Here is a 21563-nt window from a genome sequence, read left to right as displayed (position 1 = left end):
TCACACCTCGCCTGCGTTATCGGTCAACGGCGTCATGGCCTGTCGGGCCCAGCGCGCGGTGAGGGGCTGGCCGACCTGATGGGCGCTGCTGGTGTCCAGCCACTGGTTGTTGGCCTGGCTGATGCTCAGGGTCTGGCCGTTGTCCAGTTTCAGCTCAAAACGGGTGGCGCTGCCTTGGTACTGGATGTCATGCAGCACGCCGCTGATCTCCACATCGCCAGCGCCCAGCGGGCCTTCGGCAAACCGCACATGTTCCGGACGGATCGAAAACGGTTGGGCGCTGCCGCTCAAGCGCTGGGCCAGTTCGCCCCGAATCACGTTGGAGGTGCCGACGAATTCGGCGACGAACGCCGTGGCCGGTTTCATGTAGAGGTTGCGCGGGGTGTCGACCTGTTCGATACGGCCTTTGTTGAACACCGCCACGCGGTCGGACATGGACAGCGCTTCGGTCTGGTCGTGGGTCACGAAGATAAAGGTGATGCCGAGCTGGCGTTGCAGCTTTTTCAGCTCGCTTTGCATCTGCTCGCGCAGCTTGAGGTCGAGGGCGCCCAGGGGCTCGTCAAGCAACAGCACGCGCGGGCGATTGACCAGCGCGCGGGCCAGGGCCACTCGTTGGCGCTGGCCGCCGGAGAGTTGCACCGGTTTGCGTTCGCCGTAACCGCCCAAGGCCACCATGCCCAGGGCTTCTTCGGCGCGGTTGAGCCGTTCGGCCTTGCCCACGCCTTTGACCTTTAGGCCATAGGCCACGTTGTCGCGCACATTCATATGGGGGAACAGCGCGTAATCCTGGAACACGGTGTTCACATCGCGCTGATACGGCGGCAAGCCGGCGGCTTCCTCACCATGAATGCGGATCGAGCCGGCGCTGGGTTGTTCGAAGCCGGCGATCAGCCGCAGGCAGGTGGTCTTGCCCGAGCCGGAAGGGCCGAGCATGGAAAAGAACTCGCCGTCCTCAATATCGATGCAAACCCGGTCAACGGCTTTCACTTCGCCGAACTGACGGGAAACGTGGGTGAATTGGACTGCAAGCGTCATGGTGCGGTGCTCCAAAAAGGCGCGGGTCGTCGCAGCGGCCCGGCCTGGACTTCTGAAAAAACAAAACATCTGTGAGTGCGGTCAATGTGGGAGGGGGCTTGCCCCCGATACCAGTGGTTCAGTGAAAGCTGGGTTGGCTGTCACACCGCTATCGGGGGCAAGCCCCCTCCCACAGTAGGTCTATGCCGTCTTGATGGTTTTAACGGCCGCCCATGATCGCAATGTAGTCCTGGGTCCAGCGGCTGTACGGCACGAACTTGCCGCCTTCGGCCTGTGGGGTTTTCCAGAAGGCGATCTTGTCGAACTGGTCGAAGCCATTGGTCTTGCAACCCTCGGCGCCGAGCAATTCGCTCTCCTTACACGCGGCCGGCACCGCTGGCAGCGAGCCGAACCAGGCGGCGACATCGCCCTGGACCTTCGGCTGCAGCGACCAGTCCATCCACTTGTAGGCACAGTTGGGGTGCTTGGCCTCGCTGTGCAACATGGTGGTGTCGGCCCAGCCGGTGGCGCCTTCCTTGGGGATGGTCGAGGCGATCGGTTGTTTCTCATTGACCAGCCCGTTGACTTGGTACGGCCAGGCACTGGAGGCCACCACGCCTTCGTTCTTGAAGTCGCTCATTTGCACGGTGGTGTCGTGCCAGTAACGGTGGATCAGCGGTTGCTGGGCGCGCAGCAGGTCGAGCACGGCCTTGTATTGCGCTTCGGTCAGCTCGTAGGGGCTCTGGATTCCCAGCTCCGGTTTGGTGGCCTTGAGGTACAGCGCCGCGTCGGCGATGTAGATCGGGCCGTCATAGGCCTGCACGCGGCCCTTGTTCGGCTTGCCGTCCGGCAGGTTCTGCGGGTCGAACAGCACGCTCCAGCTAGTGGGCGCGGTCTTGAACACGCTGGTGTTGTACATCAGCACGTTCGGCCCCCATTGGTACGGGGTGCCATAAGTTTGCTGGCCGACCACGTACCACGGCGCATCCTTGAGGCGCGGGTCGAGGTTTTTCCAGTTGGGAATCAGCGCGGTGTTGATCGGCTGCACACGCTTGCCGACGATCAACCGCAGCGACGCATCGCCGGAGGCGGTGACCAGATCATAGCCGCCCTTGGCCATCAGGCTGACCATTTCGTCAGAGGTGGCGGCGGTTTTCACATTGACCTTGCAGCCGGTTTCCTTCTCGAAACCGCTGACCCAATCGTAGGCTTTGTCGCTTTCGCCACGTTCGATATAGCCGGGCCAGGCGACGATATCCAACTGGCCCTCGCCGGCGCCGACCGCCTTGAGCGGTTCGGCGGCTTGCAGGCTGGCGCTGGCCAGCAGCGCGGTGGTCAAGGCACTGAGCAGTGCGGTCTTGTGCGCGGACATGGGGGTTCCCTCTTCTTTAATTATGGTCGGGGCAGTGTGTGAAGCCGTGACGCATGAGCTTAGTTGTTGTTTTAAAGGTGCTGACCGTGACGCGCCATAATGTGGCGCACCACGCTGTAGTCCTGTAACGAGTCGCTCGACAGATCTTTCCCGTATCCCGAGCGCTTCAAACCGCCGTGGGGCATTTCGCTGACCAGCATGAAGTGGCTGTTGATCCAGGTGCAGCCGTATTGCAGGCGTGCCGCCACTTGCATGGCTTTGTCCAGGTTCTGGGTCCACACCGAAGAGGCCAGGCCGTATTCGGAATCGTTGGCCCAGTCCACCGCTTGCTCCAGTTCGTCGAAGCGGGTCACGGTGACCACCGGGCCAAACACTTCGCGCTGCACGATCTCATCGCTTTGCTTGCAACCGGCCAGCAGGGTGGGCTGGTAATAGAAACCGGCGCCGGAATGCACGGCGGCGCCGGTGACCCGTTCGATATGCGGTTGGCCGAGGGCGCGTTCGACAAAGCTGGCGACGCGGTCGCGCTGGCGCGTGCTGATCAACGGGCCGAGTTCGTTATCGGCATCGCGTTTGCCGGCAAAGCGCAGGCTGCCGACGGCCGCGCCCAGCTCGGCGACCAATTTGTCGTGAATCCCGGCCTGGGCATAGATACGGCATGCGGCGGTGCAATCCTGCCCGGCGTTGTAATAGCCATAGGCGCGCACGCCTTCGACCACGGCCTGCAGGTCGGCGTCGTTACACACGATCACCGGTGCCTTGCCGCCCAATTCCAGGTGCGTGCGTTTCAGGGTTTTGGACGCTGCTTGCAGAATCTTCTGGCCGGTGACGATATCGCCGGTCAGCGACACCATGCGTACCTTGGGATGACTGACCAAATGGCTGCCGACCCCTTCGCCGCCGCCGCACAAAATGTTGATCACGCCCCGTGGCAGCAGCTCTTTGAGCACGGGTGCCAGGGCCAGGATCGACAGCGGCGTGTGTTCCGACGGTTTGAACACCAGGGTATTACCGGCGGCGAGGGCTGGGGCGATCTTCCACGCGGCCATCATCAACGGGTAGTTCCATGGCGCAATGGAGGCCACCACGCCGATCGGGTCGCGGCGCACCATGCTGGTGTAGCCCGGCAGGTATTCGCCGCTCAATTGGCCGGTCTGGCAACGCACGGCGCCAGCGAAGAAGCGGAACACATCCACAGTGGCGCTCAAATCATCCTGACGCGCCAGATGCAACGGCTTGCCGCAGTTCAGCGATTCCAGACGGGCCAGGTAGTCAGCTTGTTTTTCAATAGCATCGGCGATCCCCAGCAGCAGGTTGGAGCGTTGCTGCGGTGTGGTCCGCGACCAACCGGCAAAGGCGCGGTGGGCGGCAAGGATGGCGCTTTCGACTTGCTCGGTGCTGGCTTCGGCTATCTGGGTCAGCACTTCACCGGTGGCTGGGTTGAGGATCGGCTCGACAAACCCCTGGCCTTGAACCAGTTCGCCGTCGATCAGCAACGCAGTGAGCAGCGGGGTGGACGCGCCGGACATTTTTCGCGATCTCTTTTCTTGTGTGGCCATGGGCGTTCTCTTACAAGGCGCCCGGCTTTCTCTTATGGATGAGTCGAGAGTAGAGGGCGGGCGCGAGGTCAACAAATACTAAATACTGAATGCAGCATTCGATTAAATAGATGGCTTGCGTGGGTGCGGTTGTTCGCGTGCCACAGTGAGGAACGGGTCCACCAGGGTCGGACGCGCGGTGCCACGGCGCCAGGCCAGGCCGACATCCAGAGTCTGGCTGAGGTCTGCAATCGGCCGCGCTTCAATAATGTCGCCTTCCAGCGACCAGGGGCGGTAGGTCATGTCCGGCTGGATCGACACCCCCAGGCCCGCCGCCACCAAGCTGCGCACCGCTTCGGTGGATGCCGTGCGCAAGGTCACACGCGGTTGCAGGCCGGCGCCGGCCCACAGGCGCTGAGCGTTGTGGCCCATTTCATCGACGTTCAACTGAATCAACGGTTCGCGTGCCACATCGGCCAGGTTGATGCTGTCGTGCTCCAACAACGGGTGCTGCGCCGGCAGCCACAGGCGGTGGGGCGAGTGGGTCAGGACTTCGGTCTGCAGGGCATGACGGTCTTCGAGGTTGGACAGGATCAGCACGCCCACGTCGATTTCGCCGCTGACCAGCAGATGTTCGATATACGGGCGCTCGTCTTCCATTACGCGGATTTCCACATTGGGGTACGCGCGCTGGAAGCGGGTCAGCAGGTCGGCCAAGTAGTAGCCGGCCACCAGGCTGGTCACGCCGACGATCAATTGCCCGGCTACCTGGTCGGTGCTCTGTTGCAGGCTGCGCTTGGCGTTGTCGACGGTGGCCAGAATCAGGTGTGCCTGGCGCAGAAACTGATGGCCCTGGTGGGTGAGGGTCATGCCCTTGGCGTGGCGATTGAACAGGTTGACGCCAATCTCCTGCTCCAGTTGCTGGATCGCCAGGGTCAGGGTCGACTGAGAGATGAACGCGGTTTGCGCGGCGGCGGAGATCGAGCCGGTCTCGGCCACGGCAATGAAGTGGCGGATTTGACGCAAGGTCATCATGCTGGAATTACCAGAAGGCTGTTTTTATAGAAGTACCTGAGTGTATATCGATTTATACGATAGGCAGCGGCGTTACATCTGGAAGCACTCTAGATCCTGGTTTTTTGGCACTTAGTTTTACGCTGGCAGCCTATTGGTCCTATGAACCCAAGTGTCTGGAGGCTGTTATGAACACCCGTGGATTGCTCGATCAGTTGCTCAAGTCTGGTCAGGACATGTTGCAGAATAAGGCCGGCGGCCAGCGCAAACAGGAAGACAAGGGCGCCTTGGGCGGTCTGCTCGGCGGTGGCGGCCTGGGCAGCCTGCTCGGTGGCGCTGGCGGGGGAGCCCTGGCGGCGGGTGCCATGGGGCTGTTGCTGGGTAACAAAAAAGCCCGCAAATTCGGCGGCAAGGCCCTGACCTACGGCGGTTTGGCCGCCTTGGGCGTCATCGCCTACAAAGCCTATGGCAACTGGCAGGCGCAACAGGCCAGTGCGCCCCAAGGCGAACCGCAAACCATCGACCGTCTGCCACCGGCCCAGGTCGAGCAGCACAGCCAGGGCATCCTCAAGGCGTTGGTCGCCGCCGCCAAGGCCGACGGCCATGTAGACGAGCGTGAGCGCGCGCTGATCGAAGGCGAGTTCACCAAACTCGACAATGACCCCCAATTGCAACACTGGCTGCATGCCGAACTGAACAAGCCCCTGGACCCGGCGGATGTCGCCCGCGCCGCCGACACCCCGGAAATGGCCGCCGAGATGTACATCGCCAGCGTGATGCTGGTAGATGAGGAAAACTTTATGGAGAAGGCGTATCTGGATGAGTTGGCGCGCCAGCTCAAACTGGAGCCGGGCTTGAAGGTGGAACTGGAAAAACAAGTACGGCTTAACCAATAACCACCGGTTTAAAACAAAATGTGGGAGGGGGCTTGCCCCCGATAGCGGTGCATCAGTTGCAGGTTTTCCAACTGAGGTATCGTCATCGGGGGCAAGCCCCTTCCCACAGGCGTTTTAGCGTTTATGTCGGTTGACCACCAAAACCCATTCATAAATGAGCGCTGCTGCTCAGCTATACTCCCCTCCATTTGAATGGCCCTTCGAGGAAGTACTGTGAAGAATTGGACCTTGCGCCAACGGATCCTGGCAAGTTTTGCGGTCGTTATCGCCATCATGCTGTTAATGGTCGTGGTCTCTTATTCACGGTTACTGAAAATCGAGGCTGGGCAAGAAGCCGTGCGCGATGACGCTGTGCCGGGGGTTTATCTGAGCTCAATGATCCGCAGCGCATGGGTCGACAGCTATCTGCAGACCCTCGATATCATCGGTATGCGCGAAGACAAAACCCTGACCAGTGCCGACAAGACCGATTACCAGGGTTTCGAAAAGCGCATCGAACAACAAATGGCCAATTACGAGAAAACGATCGGCAACCAGGCCGATCGTATGGAGTTCGATAACTTCAAGGCCTCGCACAGCAATTACAACAAGGTCCTGGCGCAAGTACTCGATCGCATCCAGGCCAACGATTTGCCGGCCGCCCACGAGTTGCTGGATGAGCAGTTGACGCCGATCTGGATTGAAGGTCGTATGAAACTCAACGACATCATCGCCGAAAATAAAGGCGTGTCCGATAACGCAACGTCCGCCATCGATGAAGCAGTGGTCTCCGCCAAGATCAGTTTGTTCGTGTCGCTTGCCGTGGCGATTCTGGCCGCTGCCCTGTGCGGTCTGCTGCTGATGCGCGCGATCATGTCGCCCATGCAGCGTATCGTCGAAATTCTTGAGGTCATGCGCACCGGCGACCTGAGCAAGCGTCTGAACCTGTCGCGCAAGGACGAGTTCAACGCGGTCGAAACCGGCTTCAACGACATGATGACCGAGCTGACCGCCCTGGTGTCCCAGGCCCAGCGCTCGTCGGTGCAGGTGACCACTTCGGTCACCGAGATCGCCGCCACCTCCAAGCAGCAACAGGCCACCGCCACCGAAACGGCGGCGACCACCACCGAAATCGGTGCCACGTCCCGCGAAATCGCGGCCACCTCCAAGGACCTGGTGCGCACCATGACCGAAGTTTCCACCGCCGCCGACCAGGCATCGGTGGCCGCCGGTTCCGGTCAGCAGGGCCTGGCGCGCATGGAAGAAACCATGCACTCGGTAATGGGCGCCGCCGACCTGGTCAACGCCAAGCTGGCGATCCTCAATGAGAAGGCCGGCAACATCAACCAAGTGGTGGTGACCATCGTCAAGGTCGCCGACCAGACCAACCTGCTGTCGCTCAATGCCGCTATCGAAGCCGAGAAGGCCGGTGAGTACGGGCGCGGCTTCGCCGTGGTCGCCACCGAGGTGCGGCGCCTGGCCGACCAGACTGCCGTGGCCACGTACGACATCGAGCAGATGGTGCGTGAGATCCAGTCGGCGGTGTCGGCCGGGGTGATGGGCATGGACAAATTCTCCGAAGAAGTGCGCCGCGGCATGTTCGAAGTGCAGCAGGTGGGCGAGCAACTGTCGCAGATCATCCATCAGGTCCAGGCCCTGGCGCCGCGAGTGCTGATGGTCAACGAAGGCATGCAGGCCCAAGCCACGGGGGCCGAACAGATTAACCACGCGCTGGTGCAACTGGGCGACGCCAGCAGCCAGACGGTGGAATCCCTGCGTCAGGCCAGTTTCGCCATCGATGAACTGAGCCAGGTTGCGGTGGGTCTGCGCAGCGGCGTGTCGCGTTTCAAAGTCTGATGAGCGAACTCGCGGCTAAACGCGGCGCCGTCCCGGCAGCGAAAAAAGCGTTGTTCCTGGTGTTTCATATCGGCAGCGAACGCTATGCCCTACGGGCCACCGAAGTGGCCGAAGTACTGCCGCGCCTGCCGCTCAAACCCATCGCCCACGCCCCCGTGTGGGTGGCCGGCATTTTCGCCCATCGCGGCGCGCTGGTGCCGGTCATCGACCTCAGTGCCCTGGCCTTCGGCACGCCGGCCCAGGCCCGCACCAGCACGCGGCTGGTGCTGGTGCATTACCAGCCGCAGCCCTGGGTCGAGGCGCGCCGGCTGGGGCTGATTCTGGAGCAGGCCACCGACACCCTGCGTTGCGGCCTTGAAGAGTTCCATGCATACGGCCTGGACAACCGCGAGGCGCCGTACCTGGGACCTGTGCGCGAAGATGCGGAAGGCTTGATGCAGTGGATCGGCGTCAATGATCTGCTCACCGATGACGTGCGCGCCCTGTTGTTTTCCAGCGAGCTGAGCCTATGAGCAACGATCCGCGCTTCTTTGCCTTCCTTAAGGAACGCATCGGCCTGGACGTGGCGTCGGTGGGCGAGGCCATCATCGAGCGGGCCGTGCGCCAGCGCAGCCAGGTTGTTGGGGCACTTACCCCGGACGATTACTGGCAGCGCCTGCAACGCTCCCACGACGAGCAGCAAGCGCTGATCGAAGCGGTGATCGTCCCCGAGACCTGGTTTTTCCGTTATCCCGAATCCTTCGCCACGCTGGCGCGCTTGGCCTGCGCGCGCTTGGCCGAGATCAAGCAGATGCGCGCCCTGCGTATCCTTAGCCTGCCGTGTTCCACCGGGGAAGAACCTTACTCGATCGCCATGGCCCTGCTGGATGCCGGGTTGGCGCCGCATCAGTTCAAGGTGCAGGGCATGGATGTCAGCCCGCTGTCGGTGGAGCGCGGCCGGCGCGGCGTGTATGGCAAGAATTCGTTTCGCGGCGGTGATCTGGCCTTTCGCGAACGCCACTTCACCGAGCACAGCGACGGTTACCACATCGCCGACCGCGTGCGCGAACAGGTGCGTCTGCAAGTGGGCAACCTGCTTGACCCGGCGCTGCTGGCCAATGAGGCCAGCTACGATTTTGTGTTTTGCCGCAACCTGTTGATCTACTTCGATCAACCGACCCAGCAGCAAGTGTTCGAAGTGCTCAAGGCCCTGACCCACGTCGACGGCGTGCTGTTTATCGGCCCGGCCGAAGGTAGCTTGTTGGGGCGCCACGGCATGCGCTCGATTGGGGTGCCGGAGTCCTTTGCCTTCAGTCGGCACGCGGAACCGGTCAGGCCCGAGCCGACCTTCATACCGATGCCCAAGCCGCAACGCAGTGCGGCGCCGCTTCCGGCTAAACCACGGCCGTTCAGCACAGTGAGTGCCCAGGTAGTGCCGATCAAGGCGCCACCCTCCGAAGCGGGCGCCTTGCTCAGCCGTATCGCCACCCTGGCCAACCAAGGCAAAAGTGCCGAGGCCCGCGCCATGTGCGAACAGTATTTGAGCGACCATCCCCCGGCCGCCCAGGTGTTCTATTGGCTGGGGCTGCTCAGCGATGTGGAGGGCAGTGCCCAGCAGGCCCAGGGGTATTATCGAAAAGCCTTGTACCTGGAACCCCAGCATCCGCAGGCCCTGATGCAGTTGGCCGCGCTGCTGGAATCCCAGGGCGACAGTGCGGGGGCGCGTCGTTTGCAGGCGCGGGCCGCCCGCAGCGAGCGAGCTGACAGTGAGTCCAAACCATGAGTAGCCCCGACGCGCTCGACACCACCGGCCTGGACCTGACCCTGGCCGACACCCAAGCCATCGACGATTGCTGGAACCGCATCGGCGTCCATGGCGACAAATCCTGCCCGCTGCTGGTGGAACACATCCACTGCCGTAACTGCTCGGTCTATTCCGCCGCGGCCACGCGCCTGCTGGACCGCTATGCCTTGCAACAGGACGACCGTCGCGCTCACGTCGCCGAGACGGTCGACGAGGACGTGGCGACCCGCTCGCTGTTGATGTTCCGCCTCGGTGACGAGTGGCTCGGCATCGCCACCCGTTGCCTGGTGGAGGTGGCGCCGCTGCAACCGATCCACTCGCTGCCGCACCAGCGCTCGCGCGCCTTGCTCGGCGTGGCCAATGTGCGCGGTGCGCTGGTGGCGTGCTTGTCGCTGATGGAACTGCTCGGTCTGGATGCCACTGACAGTGGGCCTAGCGGCGCACGGGTCACACCGCGCATGTTGATCATTGCCGCGCAGGATGGCCCGGTGGTGGTGCCGGTGGATGAAGTGGACGGTATCCACGCCATCGACGAGCGTACGTTGAGCGCGGCGTCGGTGTCCGGCACCCAGGCCAGCGCGCGCTACACCCAGGGCGTGCTGCAGTGGAAGGGCCGCAGCCTGCGCTGGCTGGACGAGGCACAATTGTTGTCTGCCGTGACACGGAGCCTTACATGACCCCCGACCAGATGCGTGATGCTTCGCTGCTGGAACTGTTCAGCCTGGAAGCCGATGCGCAGACCCAGGTGCTGAGCGCGGGCCTGCTGGCCCTGGAGCGCAACCCGACCCAGGCCGACCAACTCGAAGCCTGCATGCGCGCGGCCCACTCGCTCAAAGGCGCGGCGCGCATCGTGGGGGTGGATGCCGGGGTCAGCGTGGCCCATGTCATGGAGGACTGCCTGGTCAGTGCCCAGGAAAGCCGTCTGTATCTGCAACCTGAACATATCGATGCATTGCTGCAAGGCACCGACCTGCTGATGCGCATCGCCACCCCCGGCAACGACGTGGGGCCGGCGGATATCGAAGCGTACGTGGCGTTGATGGAGCGCTTGCTGGACCCCTCGCACCCGAGCCCCAGCGTTGCGCCGCCAACAGTACCCGAGCCAGCCCCCGAGCCGGTGCTTGAAGAACTGCCGCCGGAGCCCGAGCCCGCGTCGCCCGTCACCAGCGACCCACCGCGTCAGGGCAAGCGCATGACCGAAGGCGGCGAGCGCGTGCTGCGCGTAACCGCCGAGCGCTTGAACAGCCTGCTGGACCTGTCGAGCAAGTCTTTGGTGGAAACCCAGCGCATCAAGCCCTACCTGGTCAGCCTGCAGCGCCTCAAGCGTATTCAGAGCCAGAGCGTGCGTGCCCTCGACACCCTCGATGGCCAGCTCAAGACCCAGCACCTGAACCTCGAAGCGCAGGAGGCCCTGGCCGATGCGCGCCGCCTGTTGAGCGAAGCCCAGGCGCTGCTGGCGGAAAAAACCGCCGAGCTCGATGAGTTCGGCTGGCAGGCCGGGCAGCGCGCCCAGGTGCTCTATGACACCGCGCTGGCCTGTCGCATGCGCCCGTTTGCAGACGTGCTGGCTGGGCAGGTGCGCATGGTCCGTGACCTGGGCCGCAGCCTGGGCAAGCAAGTCCGCCTGGAGATCGAAGGCGAGAAAACCCAGGTCGATCGCGACGTACTGGAAAAACTCGAAGCGCCCCTCACCCACCTGTTACGCAATGCCGTCGATCACGGCATCGAAATGCCCGAGCAACGTGTGCTGGCGGGCAAACCGGCCGAAGGGCTGATCCGCCTGCGCGCCTCGCACCAGGCTGGTCTGTTGGTGTTGGAGCTGAGTGACGACGGCAATGGCGTGGACCTCGAACGCCTGCGCGGCACCATTGTTGAGCGCAAGCTGTCGCCGCTGGAGACCGCGCTGCGCCTGAGCGAAGAGGAGTTGCTGACGTTCCTGTTCCTGCCGGGTTTCAGCCTGCGCGACAAAGTCACCGAAGTGTCCGGGCGCGGCGTCGGGCTGGACGCGGTGCAGCATATGGTGCGCCAACTGCGCGGCGCGGTGGTGCTGGAACAAGCGGCGGGGCAGGGCAGCCGTTTCCATCTGGAGGTGCCGCTGACCCTATCGGTGGTGCGCAGCCTGGTGGTCGAGGTCGGCGAAGAGGCTTATGCCTTCCCGTTGGCGCATATCGAACGCATGTGCGATCTGGCGCCGGAAGACATCGTGCAACTGGAAGGTCGCCAGCATTTCTGGCACGAAGGCCGGCATGTCGGCCTGGTCGCCGCCAGCCAATTGTTGCAGCGACCGGCCGGGCAGAGCCCTTCGGAAACGCTGAAAGTTGTAGTGATTCGTGAGCGTGATGCGGTGTATGGGATTGCCGTGGAGCGCTTTATCGGTGAGCGCACCCTGGTGGTGTTGCCGCTGGATGATCGCCTGGGCAAGGTCCAGGATATTTCCGCCGGTGCATTGCTCGACGACGGCTCGGTGGTGCTGATCGTCGACGTCGAAGACATGCTGCGTTCGGTGGACAAACTGCTCAATACCGGGCGTCTTGAGCGTATCGCCCGGCGCAGCCAGCAGACCGCCGAAGCTCCGCGCAAACGCGTGCTGGTGGTGGATGACTCGCTCACGGTGCGTGAATTGCAGCGCAAATTGCTGCTTAATCGCGGCTACGAAGTGGCCGTGGCCGTCGATGGCATGGACGGCTGGAACGCCTTGCGTTCCGAGGATTTCGACCTGCTGATCACTGACATTGATATGCCTCGCATGGACGGTATCGAATTGGTCACACTCTTGCGCCGTGACAGTCGCCTGCAATCGTTGCCGGTGATGGTGGTGTCGTATAAAGACCGCGAAGAAGACCGCCGACGCGGGCTCGACGCCGGGGCCGATTATTACCTGGCCAAAGCCAGTTTCCACGACGACGCCTTGCTCGATGCCGTGATGGAACTGATCGGAGGCGCGCGGGCATGAAGATCGCCATCGTCAATGACATGCCGCTGGCCATCGAGGCTTTGCGCCGAGCGTTGAGTTTCGAGCCGGCGCATCAAGTGGTGTGGGTGGCCAGCAATGGCCTGGAAGCGGTGCAGCGCTGCGCCGAACTGACCCCGGACCTGATCCTTATGGACCTGATCATGCCGGTAATGGACGGTGTGGAGGCCACGCGCCAGATCATGGCCGAGACCCCGTGCGCGATTCTGATCGTGACCGTCGACCGCCAGGCCAATGTGAGCCGCGTGTTCGAAGCCATGGGCCATGGCGCCCTCGACGTGGTGGATACGCCGGCGTTGGGCGTGGGCAACCCCCAGGATGCGGCGGCACCGTTGCTGCGCAAGATCCTCAACATCGGTTGGTTGATCGGCCAGCGCGGCAGCCGTGTGCGCGCGGAAACCGCGCCGCCGCGCCACGAGGGCAAACGCCAGCGGCTGGTGGCCATCGGCTCTTCGGCCGGCGGCCCGGCGGCCCTGGAAACCCTGCTCAAAGGTCTGCCCCGCGACTTTCCCGCCGCCATTGTGCTGGTGCAGCACGTCGACCAGGTGTTCGCCGCCGGTATGGCCGAGTGGCTCAGCAGCGCGTCCAGCCTGCCGGTGCGCCTGGCCCGTGAAGGTGAGCCGCCCCAGAGCGGGGTGGTATTGCTGGCCGGGACCAACCATCACATTCGTTTATTGAAGAACGGTACGCTGGCCTACACCGCAGAGCCGGTGAACGAGATCTATCGCCCGTCGATCGACGTGTTTTTCGAGAGCGTCGCCAGTCACTGGAATGGCGATGCTGTCGGCGTATTGCTGACCGGCATGGGGCGCGACGGGGCCCAGGGTCTCAAACTGCTGCGTGAACAAGGTTATTTGACCATCGCCCAGGATCAACAGAGCTCGGCGGTGTATGGCATGCCCAAAGCGGCGGCGGCAATCGATGCCGCTGTTGAAATTCGCCCACTGGATAGAATTGCGCCTCGACTGCTGGAGGTCTTTGCACAATGAGCAAGACCTTGCGCGGTGCTGGCTTGCAGGTGGTAATTCAGGTGACTGCAGATGAATGATTTACAGATCGACGACATCAAGACCGACGAAAACGCCGCCATGGTGTTGCTGGTCGACGACCAGGCCATGATCGGCGAAGCCGTGCGGCGTGGCCTGGCCCATGAAGAAAACATCGACTTCCATTTCTGCGCCGACCCGCACCAGGCCATTGCCCAGGCCATCCGCATCAAACCGACGGTGATCCTGCAGGACTTGGTGATGCCCGGCCTCGATGGCCTGACCCTGGTGCGCGAGTACCGCAACCACCCGGCCACGGCGAACATCCCGATCATCGTGCTTTCCACCAAGGAAGACCCGCTGATCAAGAGCGCGGCATTTGCAGCCGGCGCCAACGATTACCTGGTCAAGCTGCCGGACAACATCGAACTGGTGGCGCGCATCCGCTATCACTCACGTTCCTATATGACCCTGTTGCAGCGCGATGCGGCATACCGTGCGCTGCGGGTCAGCCAGCAGCAGTTGCTGGACACCAACCTGGTGCTGCAACGGTTGATGAACTCCGATGGCCTGACCGGGCTGTCCAACCGTCGCCACTTCGACGAATACCTGGAGCTGGAATGGCGGCGCGCCATGCGTGACCAGACCCAACTGTCATTGCTGATGATCGACGTGGATTTCTTCAAGACCTACAACGACAGCTTCGGCCACGTCGAAGGCGACGAAGCCCTGCGTAAGGTCGCCGACACCATCCGTGACGCCAGCAGCCGCCCGTCGGACCTGCCGGCGCGCTACGGCGGCGAGGAGTTCGCTCTGGTGCTGCCCAACACCTCGCCGGGAGGCGCGCGCCTGGTGGCGGAAAAACTGCGCATGGCCGTCGCCGCGCTGAACATCCCCCACAATGCCCCGACCGAAGGTTCGTGCCTGACCGTCAGCATCGGCCTGTCCACCATGGTCCCGCAGCAGGGCTCCAGTTGCCGCCAGGTGATCATGGCGGCGGACAAGGGGCTGTATACGGCCAAGCACAATGGGCGCAATCAGGTCGGTATCGAATGACCTGAGGCTGTGCTCAACACAAGTTTCAAAGGCAGACTCCTAACTCTTTGGTGAGCAGACTTGCCCTGCGCCGGGCTGCGAAGCGGCCCCAAACCCAGGCACCTCGGTGTGTCAGCTAAAACCACATCGCCTGGAGTGGGGCTGCGTCGCAGCCCAGCGCGGGCGGTGCGACGATTCGACAAGCCCGCTCACCACGGCAACTCCCTTCCCACGGCGGGTTTTCATAGGGTTTGAAACCGCCTTTTCGGCTCAGCGGGCTGCCGTTTCCAGCGGTTTGCCGTTATACTCGCCGGCTTTCAAAAGTTCGCCAACGAGTGCTGCCCGCCATGGAAATCAACCCGATCCTTAACACCATCAAGGACCTGTCCGAGCGCTCCGAAACTATTCGGGGGTATCTTTGACTACGATCAAAAGCATGAGCGTCTGACCGAGGTCAACCGCGAGCTTGAAGATCCGAGTGTCTGGAACAAACCTGAATACGCCCAGGAACTGGGGCGCGAGCGCGCTGCGCTGGCGCAGATCGTCGACACCCTCGACGAACTGAACACCGGCCTGGCCGATTGCCGTGACCTGCTGGACATGGCCGTCGAAGAAAACGACGAAGGCGCAGTGGGCGATGTGGTCGCCGAGCTGGCCCGTCTCGAGGAAAACCTCGCCAAGCTTGAATTCCGCCGTATGTTCAGCCACGAAATGGACCCGAACAACGCCTACCTGGACATCCAGGCCGGTTCCGGCGGCACCGAGGCCCAGGACTGGGCCAACATCCTGCTGCGCATGTACCTGCGCTGGGCCGACAAGCGCGGTTTCGACGCGACCATCATGGAGCTGTCCGCCGGTGAAGTCGCCGGTATCAAGGGTGCTACCGTGCATATCAAGGGCGAATACGCCTTTGGCTGGCTGCGTACCGAGATCGGCGTGCACCGTCTGGTGCGCAAGAGCCCGTTCGACTCCGGCAACCGTCGCCACACTTCGTTCTGCGCGGTGTTCGTCTCGCCCGAGATCGATGACAAAGTGGAAATCGAGATCAACCCTGCGGACCTGCGGATCGATACCTATCGTTCCTCCGGTGCCGGCGGTCAGCACGTCAACACCACCGACTCGGCCGTGCGGATTACCCACGTACCGACCAACACCGTGGTGAGCTGCCAGAACGAACGCTCCCAGCACGCCAACAAGGACACCGCCATGAAAATGCTGCGGGCCAAGTTGTACGAGCAGGAGATGCAGAAGCGCAACGCCGCTTCCCAGGCGCTGGAAGACACCAAGTCGGATATCGGCTGGGGTCACCAGATCCGTTCCTATGTGCTCGACGCGTCGCGTATCAAGGATCTGCGCACTAACATCGAACGCAGCGACTGCGACAAGGTGCTCGACGGTGATATCGACGAGTACCTGGAAGCCAGCCTGAAGTCCGGCCTGTAATACCCTGTGTGGGAGCGGGCTTGCCCGCGATCCCCAGGCCGAAGGCCTGAGGGCAACGAACCTGTGATGGAAAATTTAAAGACATGAGCGACCAACAACTCGACCCGCAAGCCCTGCAACAGGAAGAAAACTCCCTGATCGCCCTGCGCAAGGAAAAGCTTGCTGCCGAGCGCGCCAAGGGCAACGCCTTCCCCAACGACTTCCGCCGCGACAACTACTGTGATGCCTTGCAGAAACAGTACGCGGACAAGACCAAGGAAGAGCTGGCGGAAGCGGCGATCCCGGTCAAGGTGGCAGGTCGCATCATGCTCAACCGTGGCTCGTTCATGGTGATCCAGGACATGACCGGGCGTATCCAGGTCTACGTCAACCGCAAGACCCTGTCCGAAGAGACCCTGGCCTCGGTGAAAACCTGGGACATGGGCGACATCATCGCCGCCGAAGGCACCCTGGCCCGTTCCGGCAAGGGCGACCTGTACGTGGAAATGACCAACGTGCGCCTGCTGACCAAGTCCTTGCGCCCGCTGCCGGACAAGCACCACGGCCTGACCGACACCGAGCAACGCTATCGCCAGCGCTATGTCGACCTGATCGTCAACGAAGACGTGCGCCACACCTTCCGCGTCCGCTCGCAGATCATCGCCCACATCCGCAGCTTCCTGATGCAGCGTGACTTCCTGGAAGTGGAAACGCCGATGCTGCAAACCATTCCCGGCGGTGCCGCAGCCAAGCCGTTCGAAACCCACCACAACGCGCTGGACATGGAAATGTTCCTGCGTATCGCGCCTGAGCTGTACCTCAAGCGTCTGGTGGTCGGTGGTTTCGAGAAGGTCTTCGAGATCAACCGCAACTTCCGCAACGAAGGCGTCTCCACCCGTCACAACCCAGAATTCACCATGTTGGAGTTCTACCAGGCTTACGCCGACTACGAAGACAACATGGACCTGACCGAAGAACTGTTCCGCGAGCTGGCGCAGTTGGTCCTGGGCAGCACCGACGTGCCGTACGGCGACAAGGTGTTCCACTTCGGCGAGCCGTTCGTGCGCCTGTCGGTGTTCGATTCGATCCTCAAATACAACCCCGAGCTGAGCGCCGATGACCTCAACGACATCGACAAGGCTCGCGCCATCGCCAAGAAAGCCGGCGCCAAGGTGCTGGGCTTCGAAGGCCTGGGCAAACTGCAGGTGATGATTTTCGAAGAGCTGGTGGAGCACAAGCTGGAACAGCCGCACTTCATTACCCAGTACCCGTTCGAAGTGTCGCCGTTGGCCCGTCGCAACGACGACAACCCGAACGTCACCGACCGTTTCGAGCTGTTTATCGGCGGCCGCGAAATCGCCAACGCCTACTCCGAGTTGAACGACGCGGAAGACCAGGCCGAGCGCTTTATGGCCCAGGTGGCCGACAAAGACGCCGGCGACGACGAAGCCATGCATTACGACGCCGACTTCGTCCGCGCCCTGGAATACGGCATGCCGCCGACCGCCGGTGAAGGCATCGGCATCGACCGCCTGGTGATGTTGTTGACCAACTCGCCGTCGATCCGCGATGTGATCCTGTTCCCGCACATGCGGCCACAAGCGTAACCGTAGCGAAATCCAGAGCCGCCTTTTATAAGGCGGCTTTTTTATGTGGCGTCTATAAGCGTCAAGCAAACAGCGCCAGGTTTTGATCTGTTCAAGGATGTGAGTCGTGAACCGCGTAACCGCACAAGAAGGCGCCGCCGGCATTGCTGCTGCCGTGGCTGAAAGCGTCCAGTACCAGGGCCGCAAGGCCAGTCGCCAAGGCAGCGAGCAGCGCAGGCAAGACATTTTGGATGCGGCCATGCGCATCGTGGTGCGCGATGGTGTGCGGGCTGTGCGTCATCGTGCGGTGGCCGCCGAAGCGGGGGTGCCGCTGTCGGCGACCACCTACTACTTTAAGGATATCGACGACCTGCTCACCGACACCTTCGCCCAATACGTGGAACGCAGCGCCGCGTTCATGGGTAAATTGTGGGTGCGTAACGAGGGCCTGCTGCGCGAAATGGTCGCTTATGGCGATGGCAGCCCGCAGTCGCGCTCCCAGTTGGCGGACGACATCGCCCGCTTGACCGCCGATTACGTGATGCGTCAATTGACCAACCGCCGCGAGCACTTGATGGCCGAACAGGCCTTCCGTCAGGAAGCCTTGCTCAACCCGCGCCTGGCGGAACTGGTTCGCTCTCATCAACAGATCCTGCTGCAGGGCACCGGGCAGTTTTTCCAGGTATTGGGTTCCCGCGAGCCGCAACAGGATGCCAAAGTGTTGACGGCGATAATCGGTCGGATGGAATATCAGGGCCTGCTGGGCGGCCCAGAGCCTCTGACCGCTGACGAGATGCTTGAGATTCTCAAGCGTTACATGCATTTGGTGTTGGCCTCGGTCTGACACCGGGGGAGTCCAATGAAAACCTGGCGTTTGGCGGTACTGGCCCTGTCGTTCCTATTGCTCGGTGGTTGCCTGGTAACGTTCAAGGACCCGTTGCCCGCCCATGAGGCGGCGCCGGATGAACTGCTGGGCCATTGGACCAGCAAGAATGCCTGGGGCGAACCGCTCAATCTACAAATCAGCCGCGTCGGTGAGCACCGCTATAAAGCGGTGAGCTACCCTAAAGCCTCGCCGGCCCAGCGCGATGAGTACCTGTTTACCGTTTCGCGCCATGGCAGCCGCTGGTACCTGTCGGCACCGTTGCCCGCCAGGTTGGGAGGGCATTACTTCCTGGCGGGGTTCGAGTTCGACGATAAGCACGAATTGGTGGTCTATAACCTCGATCTCGAACAGATTCACCAGGCTATCGGGCAACAGGTACTGCATGGCAGTACCGTGGATACCGTCGAGGGCGCCGGTGTACTGATCGACAGCGCCATGAGCCAGGTATTTGCCTACCTGGATGATCCGGCCAATGCCGATGTGTTCGTTGAAGCCGTGCGCTACCGGCGCGCGGGTCGATAACGTTTAAAGAGGAAGTACCGGGTGGACGATTACCAGCAGACGATACGCACCTTGTCCGATCGCATTGTGCTGGCGCAAACCCCGATCCGCGTCCTCGACGCCGTGAAGTGGGACGAGAACATCCGTCAAGGGTTTCTCAATGCCAAGGGCAAAGCCATGCCGGCCGTGGATCGCGACTATTACCTGAACCGGCCGCTGTCGTTCGATTCCAGCGCGGTGAAGCTGGAATTCCAGAATATCGAGCGTGACATCACCCGCCGGCTCGGCCAATTCAGCCCGGTGGGGCAGATCATGCGCCGCATGTGCAAGGAATACCGCATGGTGGTGCGCATGCTGGAGGCCCGCGGCACCGAGGACTTCGGGCTGATCTCCCAAGAGCTGTACGGCGCCGCCTCCGATGCGTTCCACGCCGGCGACCCGACCCTGGCCGATCTGGGCCTGATGCTGTCCGATTACCTGAACAACATCGACGGCCGTGGCGACCTCAAGGACGAAGCCAAGACCCTGACCGCCAAGGACGCCGTGGCCCTGCTGCAAACCCGCCTGAACAAGGTATTCGGCGAGGCCGAAGAAACCATTCGTGTGTTCGAGTCCGACGGTATCGTCGCCGACGCGGCGGCGGGTGCCGACTACATCAAGATCCGCGCCGACGCGATGTTCAACGACCGCGATGTGCGCGCCTTGGAAGTGCATGAAGGCCTGGTGCATGTGGGCACCACCCTCAACGGCCAGAACCAGCCGATCTGCACATTCCTGTCCAAGGGCCCGCCGTCGTCCACCGTGACCCAGGAAGGTCTGGCGATCCTGATGGAGATCATTACCTTCGCCTCCTACCCCAGCCGCCTGCGCAAATTGACCAACCGCACGCGGGCCATCCATATGGTGGAGGAGGGCGCCGACTTCCTGCAGGTATTTGAGTTCTTCCGCGAACAAGGCTTTGAGATGGCGGAAAGCTATGGCAACGCCAGCCGCGTATTCCGTGGCTCGGTGCCTACCGGTCTGCCGTTCACCAAGGATTTGTCCTACCTCAAGGGCTTTATCATGGTCTACAACTACATCCAGTTGGCTGTGCGTAAAGGCAAGCTGGAACAAGTGCCGCTGCTGTTCTGCGGCAAGACCACCCTGGAGGACATGCGCACCCTGCGCCAACTGGTGGACGAGGGGCTTGTGGTGCCGCCCAAGTACCTGCCCGAGCAATTCCGTGACATGAACGCCCTGGCGGCGTGGATGTGCTTTTCCAACTTCCTCAACCATCTGAGCCTGGATCGGATCGAGGCTGACTACTCCAATATCCTTTAAATGCTGTTATTTGCGAGGCTTCAACGGATGAGAATCCTCGGCATTCTGTGCCTGCTCCTCACACTGAACGGCTGTAGCTCGCTGCTGTTCTACCCCGAACCCGGCCTGCCGTTCACGCCACAAAAAGCACACTTGGACTACCGCGACGTCACCTTGACCACCGCCGATGGCGTCAAGCTGCATGCTTGGTGGTTGCCGGCCAAGCCCGGCGTGCCGCTCAAGGGCACGGTGCTGCACCTGCACGGCAACGGTGGCAATTTGGCCTGGCATCTGGGCGGCAGTTGGTGGTTACCGGAGCAGGGGTATCAAGTGTTGCTGCTGGACTATCGCGGTTATGGGCTGTCGGAAGGCAAGCCCTCATTGCCGGCGATTTATCAGGACGTGGACGCGGCTTTCAGCTGGCTCGACAAGGCCCCCGAAACCCAGGGGCAGCCGCTGATTGTGCTCGGCCAAAGCCTGGGCGGCGCGCTGGCCGTGCATTACTTGGCGGCGCACCCGCAGCGTCAGACCCAGCTCAAAGCGCTGGTGCTGGACGGCGTACCGGCTAGTTATCGTGACGTAGGACAATTCGCGCTGAGCACCTCCTGGCTAACATGGCCATTGCAAGTGCCCTTATCCTGGCTCGTGCCCGACGCGGACAGTGCGATCAACGCCATGCCCCAGTTGAGTGGCGTGCCGAAACTGTTGTTTCACAGCCTCGATGACCCGATCGTGCCCGTGGCCAATGGCATCCGCTTGTATCAGGCGGCGCCGCCGCCCAGAGTCTTGCAATTGACCCGTGGCGGGCATGTGCAGACCTTTGCCGATAAAACCTGGCAAACCGTGATGCTGCGCTATCTGGATGACCCGCAACATTTCAATGGCCTGCGGCGCCTGGGCGAAATTCCAAACTATCCGACTCCTAACGTTGATCCATCAGAGAGCCCGCAATGAGCGAAGAACGCAACATGATCCCGCTGATCCTCACCGGCATCGGCACCATCATCGGTACCGTCGGTTGCCTGTGGTACTACGGCTACCTGCACTTCGCCAAACCGGAAGATGCGTTGCTGCTCAGTGACTTCACCATGCTCAAGACCGTGCCGGGCGAGGATTACAAGATCTCCCTGACTCCGGCCGCCCAAGTGGCGCAATGCGTCGATGGCGTGCTGGTGATGTTTGATACTGAGCAGAAAGGCTTGAGTGGCGTGCTGGTGAACAACAAGAAGCAAGCCGTGCGCTGCATGGGGCAGGAAACGCCGCAGTTGCAGCAGTAAGCTTTCACATCATTGTTGTGGGAAAACGCCACGAGACTTGGTGATTAAGTCTTCAGTGCAATGGTAAACCTGCGCAACCCGGAACTGTCTCGATTAACCGGCCACAGATTCTGGACTGATTGGTATCACTGATCGGTCTTTATTTCA

Annotated in this window: 19 protein-coding genes; 15 read left to right on the top strand and 4 right to left on the bottom strand. The window is 62.0% G+C overall.

Features of this window, described 5'->3' with window-relative positions; genetic code table 11:
- From K1567_RS09825 to K1567_RS09810, 4 genes are all read right to left on the bottom strand, one after another.
- Positions 1 to 1035 (bottom strand): ABC transporter ATP-binding protein, encoded by a 1035-nt coding sequence (locus K1567_RS09825; protein WP_099312733.1) that lies wholly within the window; start codon positions 1033 to 1035, stop codon positions 1 to 3.
- 199 nt (positions 1036 to 1234) lie between these two features.
- On the bottom strand, positions 1235 to 2386 hold the full coding sequence (ydcS, locus tag K1567_RS09820; protein WP_034112087.1) for a putative ABC transporter substrate-binding protein YdcS: 1152 nt from the start codon (positions 2384 to 2386) through the stop codon (positions 1235 to 1237).
- 71 nt (positions 2387 to 2457) lie between these two features.
- On the bottom strand, positions 2458 to 3915 hold the full coding sequence (locus K1567_RS09815) for a gamma-aminobutyraldehyde dehydrogenase (RefSeq protein ID WP_169903677.1): 1458 nt from the start codon (positions 3913 to 3915) through the stop codon (positions 2458 to 2460).
- 132 nt (positions 3916 to 4047) lie between these two features.
- Entirely contained in the window at positions 4048 to 4959 is a 912-nt protein-coding gene (locus tag K1567_RS09810; RefSeq protein WP_034096190.1) for a LysR family transcriptional regulator, read from the bottom strand.
- A 167-nt stretch (positions 4960 to 5126) separates the two neighbouring features.
- Between K1567_RS09810 and K1567_RS09805 the strand changes: the two genes are divergently transcribed.
- The 15 genes from K1567_RS09805 (at position 5127) to K1567_RS09735 (ending at position 21416) form a co-directional block, all read left to right on the top strand.
- Positions 5127 to 5834, top strand: coding sequence for a tellurite resistance TerB family protein (locus K1567_RS09805; RefSeq protein WP_047881558.1), 708 nt, complete (start codon positions 5127 to 5129; stop codon positions 5832 to 5834).
- Positions 5835 to 6026: 192 nt separating this feature from the next.
- Positions 6027 to 7670, top strand: coding sequence for a methyl-accepting chemotaxis protein (locus tag K1567_RS09800; RefSeq protein WP_405045964.1), 1644 nt, complete (start codon positions 6027 to 6029; stop codon positions 7668 to 7670).
- Positions 7670 to 8182: a chemotaxis protein CheW gene (locus K1567_RS09795; RefSeq protein WP_220698412.1), complete on the top strand. Its 513-nt coding sequence runs from the start codon at positions 7670 to 7672 to the stop codon at positions 8180 to 8182. The genes K1567_RS09800 and K1567_RS09795 overlap by 1 nt, the downstream gene beginning before the upstream one ends.
- Positions 8179 to 9432, top strand: coding sequence for a protein-glutamate O-methyltransferase CheR (locus K1567_RS09790; protein WP_220698411.1), 1254 nt, complete (start codon positions 8179 to 8181; stop codon positions 9430 to 9432). Before K1567_RS09795 ends, K1567_RS09790 begins: the two co-directional genes overlap by 4 nt.
- Positions 9429 to 10130: a chemotaxis protein CheW gene (locus K1567_RS09785; RefSeq protein ID WP_047881556.1), complete on the top strand. Its 702-nt coding sequence runs from the start codon at positions 9429 to 9431 to the stop codon at positions 10128 to 10130. The genes K1567_RS09790 and K1567_RS09785 overlap by 4 nt, the downstream gene beginning before the upstream one ends.
- Positions 10127 to 12406 (top strand): hybrid sensor histidine kinase/response regulator, encoded by a 2280-nt coding sequence (locus K1567_RS09780; RefSeq protein ID WP_169867419.1) that lies wholly within the window; start codon positions 10127 to 10129, stop codon positions 12404 to 12406. Before K1567_RS09785 ends, K1567_RS09780 begins: the two co-directional genes overlap by 4 nt.
- Positions 12403 to 13413, top strand: coding sequence for a chemotaxis response regulator protein-glutamate methylesterase (locus K1567_RS09775; RefSeq protein WP_034096197.1), 1011 nt, complete (start codon positions 12403 to 12405; stop codon positions 13411 to 13413). The genes K1567_RS09780 and K1567_RS09775 overlap by 4 nt, the downstream gene beginning before the upstream one ends.
- A gap of 51 nt (positions 13414 to 13464) precedes the next feature.
- Positions 13465 to 14466: a diguanylate cyclase gene (locus K1567_RS09770; RefSeq protein ID WP_034096198.1), complete on the top strand. Its 1002-nt coding sequence runs from the start codon at positions 13465 to 13467 to the stop codon at positions 14464 to 14466.
- Between the two features lie 326 nt (positions 14467 to 14792).
- A protein-coding gene (prfB, locus tag K1567_RS09765) for a peptide chain release factor 2 (RefSeq protein WP_098100956.1) occupies positions 14793 to 15888 on the top strand; the annotation gives its coding sequence in 2 pieces (ribosomal slippage) (positions 14793 to 14864 and positions 14866 to 15888; 1095 coding nt in all).
- An 83-nt stretch (positions 15889 to 15971) separates the two neighbouring features.
- Entirely contained in the window at positions 15972 to 17474 is a 1503-nt protein-coding gene (gene lysS / locus K1567_RS09760) for a lysine--tRNA ligase (RefSeq protein ID WP_034112093.1), read from the top strand.
- Between the two features lie 106 nt (positions 17475 to 17580).
- Complete coding sequence (locus tag K1567_RS09755) at positions 17581 to 18297, top strand: TetR/AcrR family transcriptional regulator (RefSeq protein WP_034096200.1); 717 nt, start codon at positions 17581 to 17583, stop codon at positions 18295 to 18297.
- Between the two features lie 15 nt (positions 18298 to 18312).
- Entirely contained in the window at positions 18313 to 18861 is a 549-nt protein-coding gene (locus tag K1567_RS09750) for a hypothetical protein (RefSeq protein WP_034112094.1), read from the top strand.
- 21 nt (positions 18862 to 18882) lie between these two features.
- The gene (locus K1567_RS09745; RefSeq protein ID WP_034096202.1) at positions 18883 to 20160 is read left to right on the top strand and encodes a flavohemoglobin expression-modulating QEGLA motif protein; all 1278 of its coding nucleotides are present in this window, start codon (positions 18883 to 18885) and stop codon (positions 20158 to 20160) included.
- 27 nt (positions 20161 to 20187) lie between these two features.
- Positions 20188 to 21093, top strand: coding sequence for an alpha/beta hydrolase (locus tag K1567_RS09740; RefSeq protein WP_034112098.1), 906 nt, complete (start codon positions 20188 to 20190; stop codon positions 21091 to 21093).
- Complete coding sequence (locus K1567_RS09735; protein WP_003172217.1) at positions 21090 to 21416, top strand: hypothetical protein; 327 nt, start codon at positions 21090 to 21092, stop codon at positions 21414 to 21416. Before K1567_RS09740 ends, K1567_RS09735 begins: the two co-directional genes overlap by 4 nt.
- Positions 21417 to 21563 lie beyond the last annotated feature (147 nt).

It is taken from the genome of Pseudomonas sp. S5F11 (assembly GCF_019641515.1).
Classification (GTDB): Bacteria; Pseudomonadota; Gammaproteobacteria; order Pseudomonadales; family Pseudomonadaceae; genus Aquipseudomonas; species Aquipseudomonas rhodesiae.
Note: the sequence above shows the minus strand (reverse complement) of the source record. Positions and strands in the feature narration are given on the sequence as shown.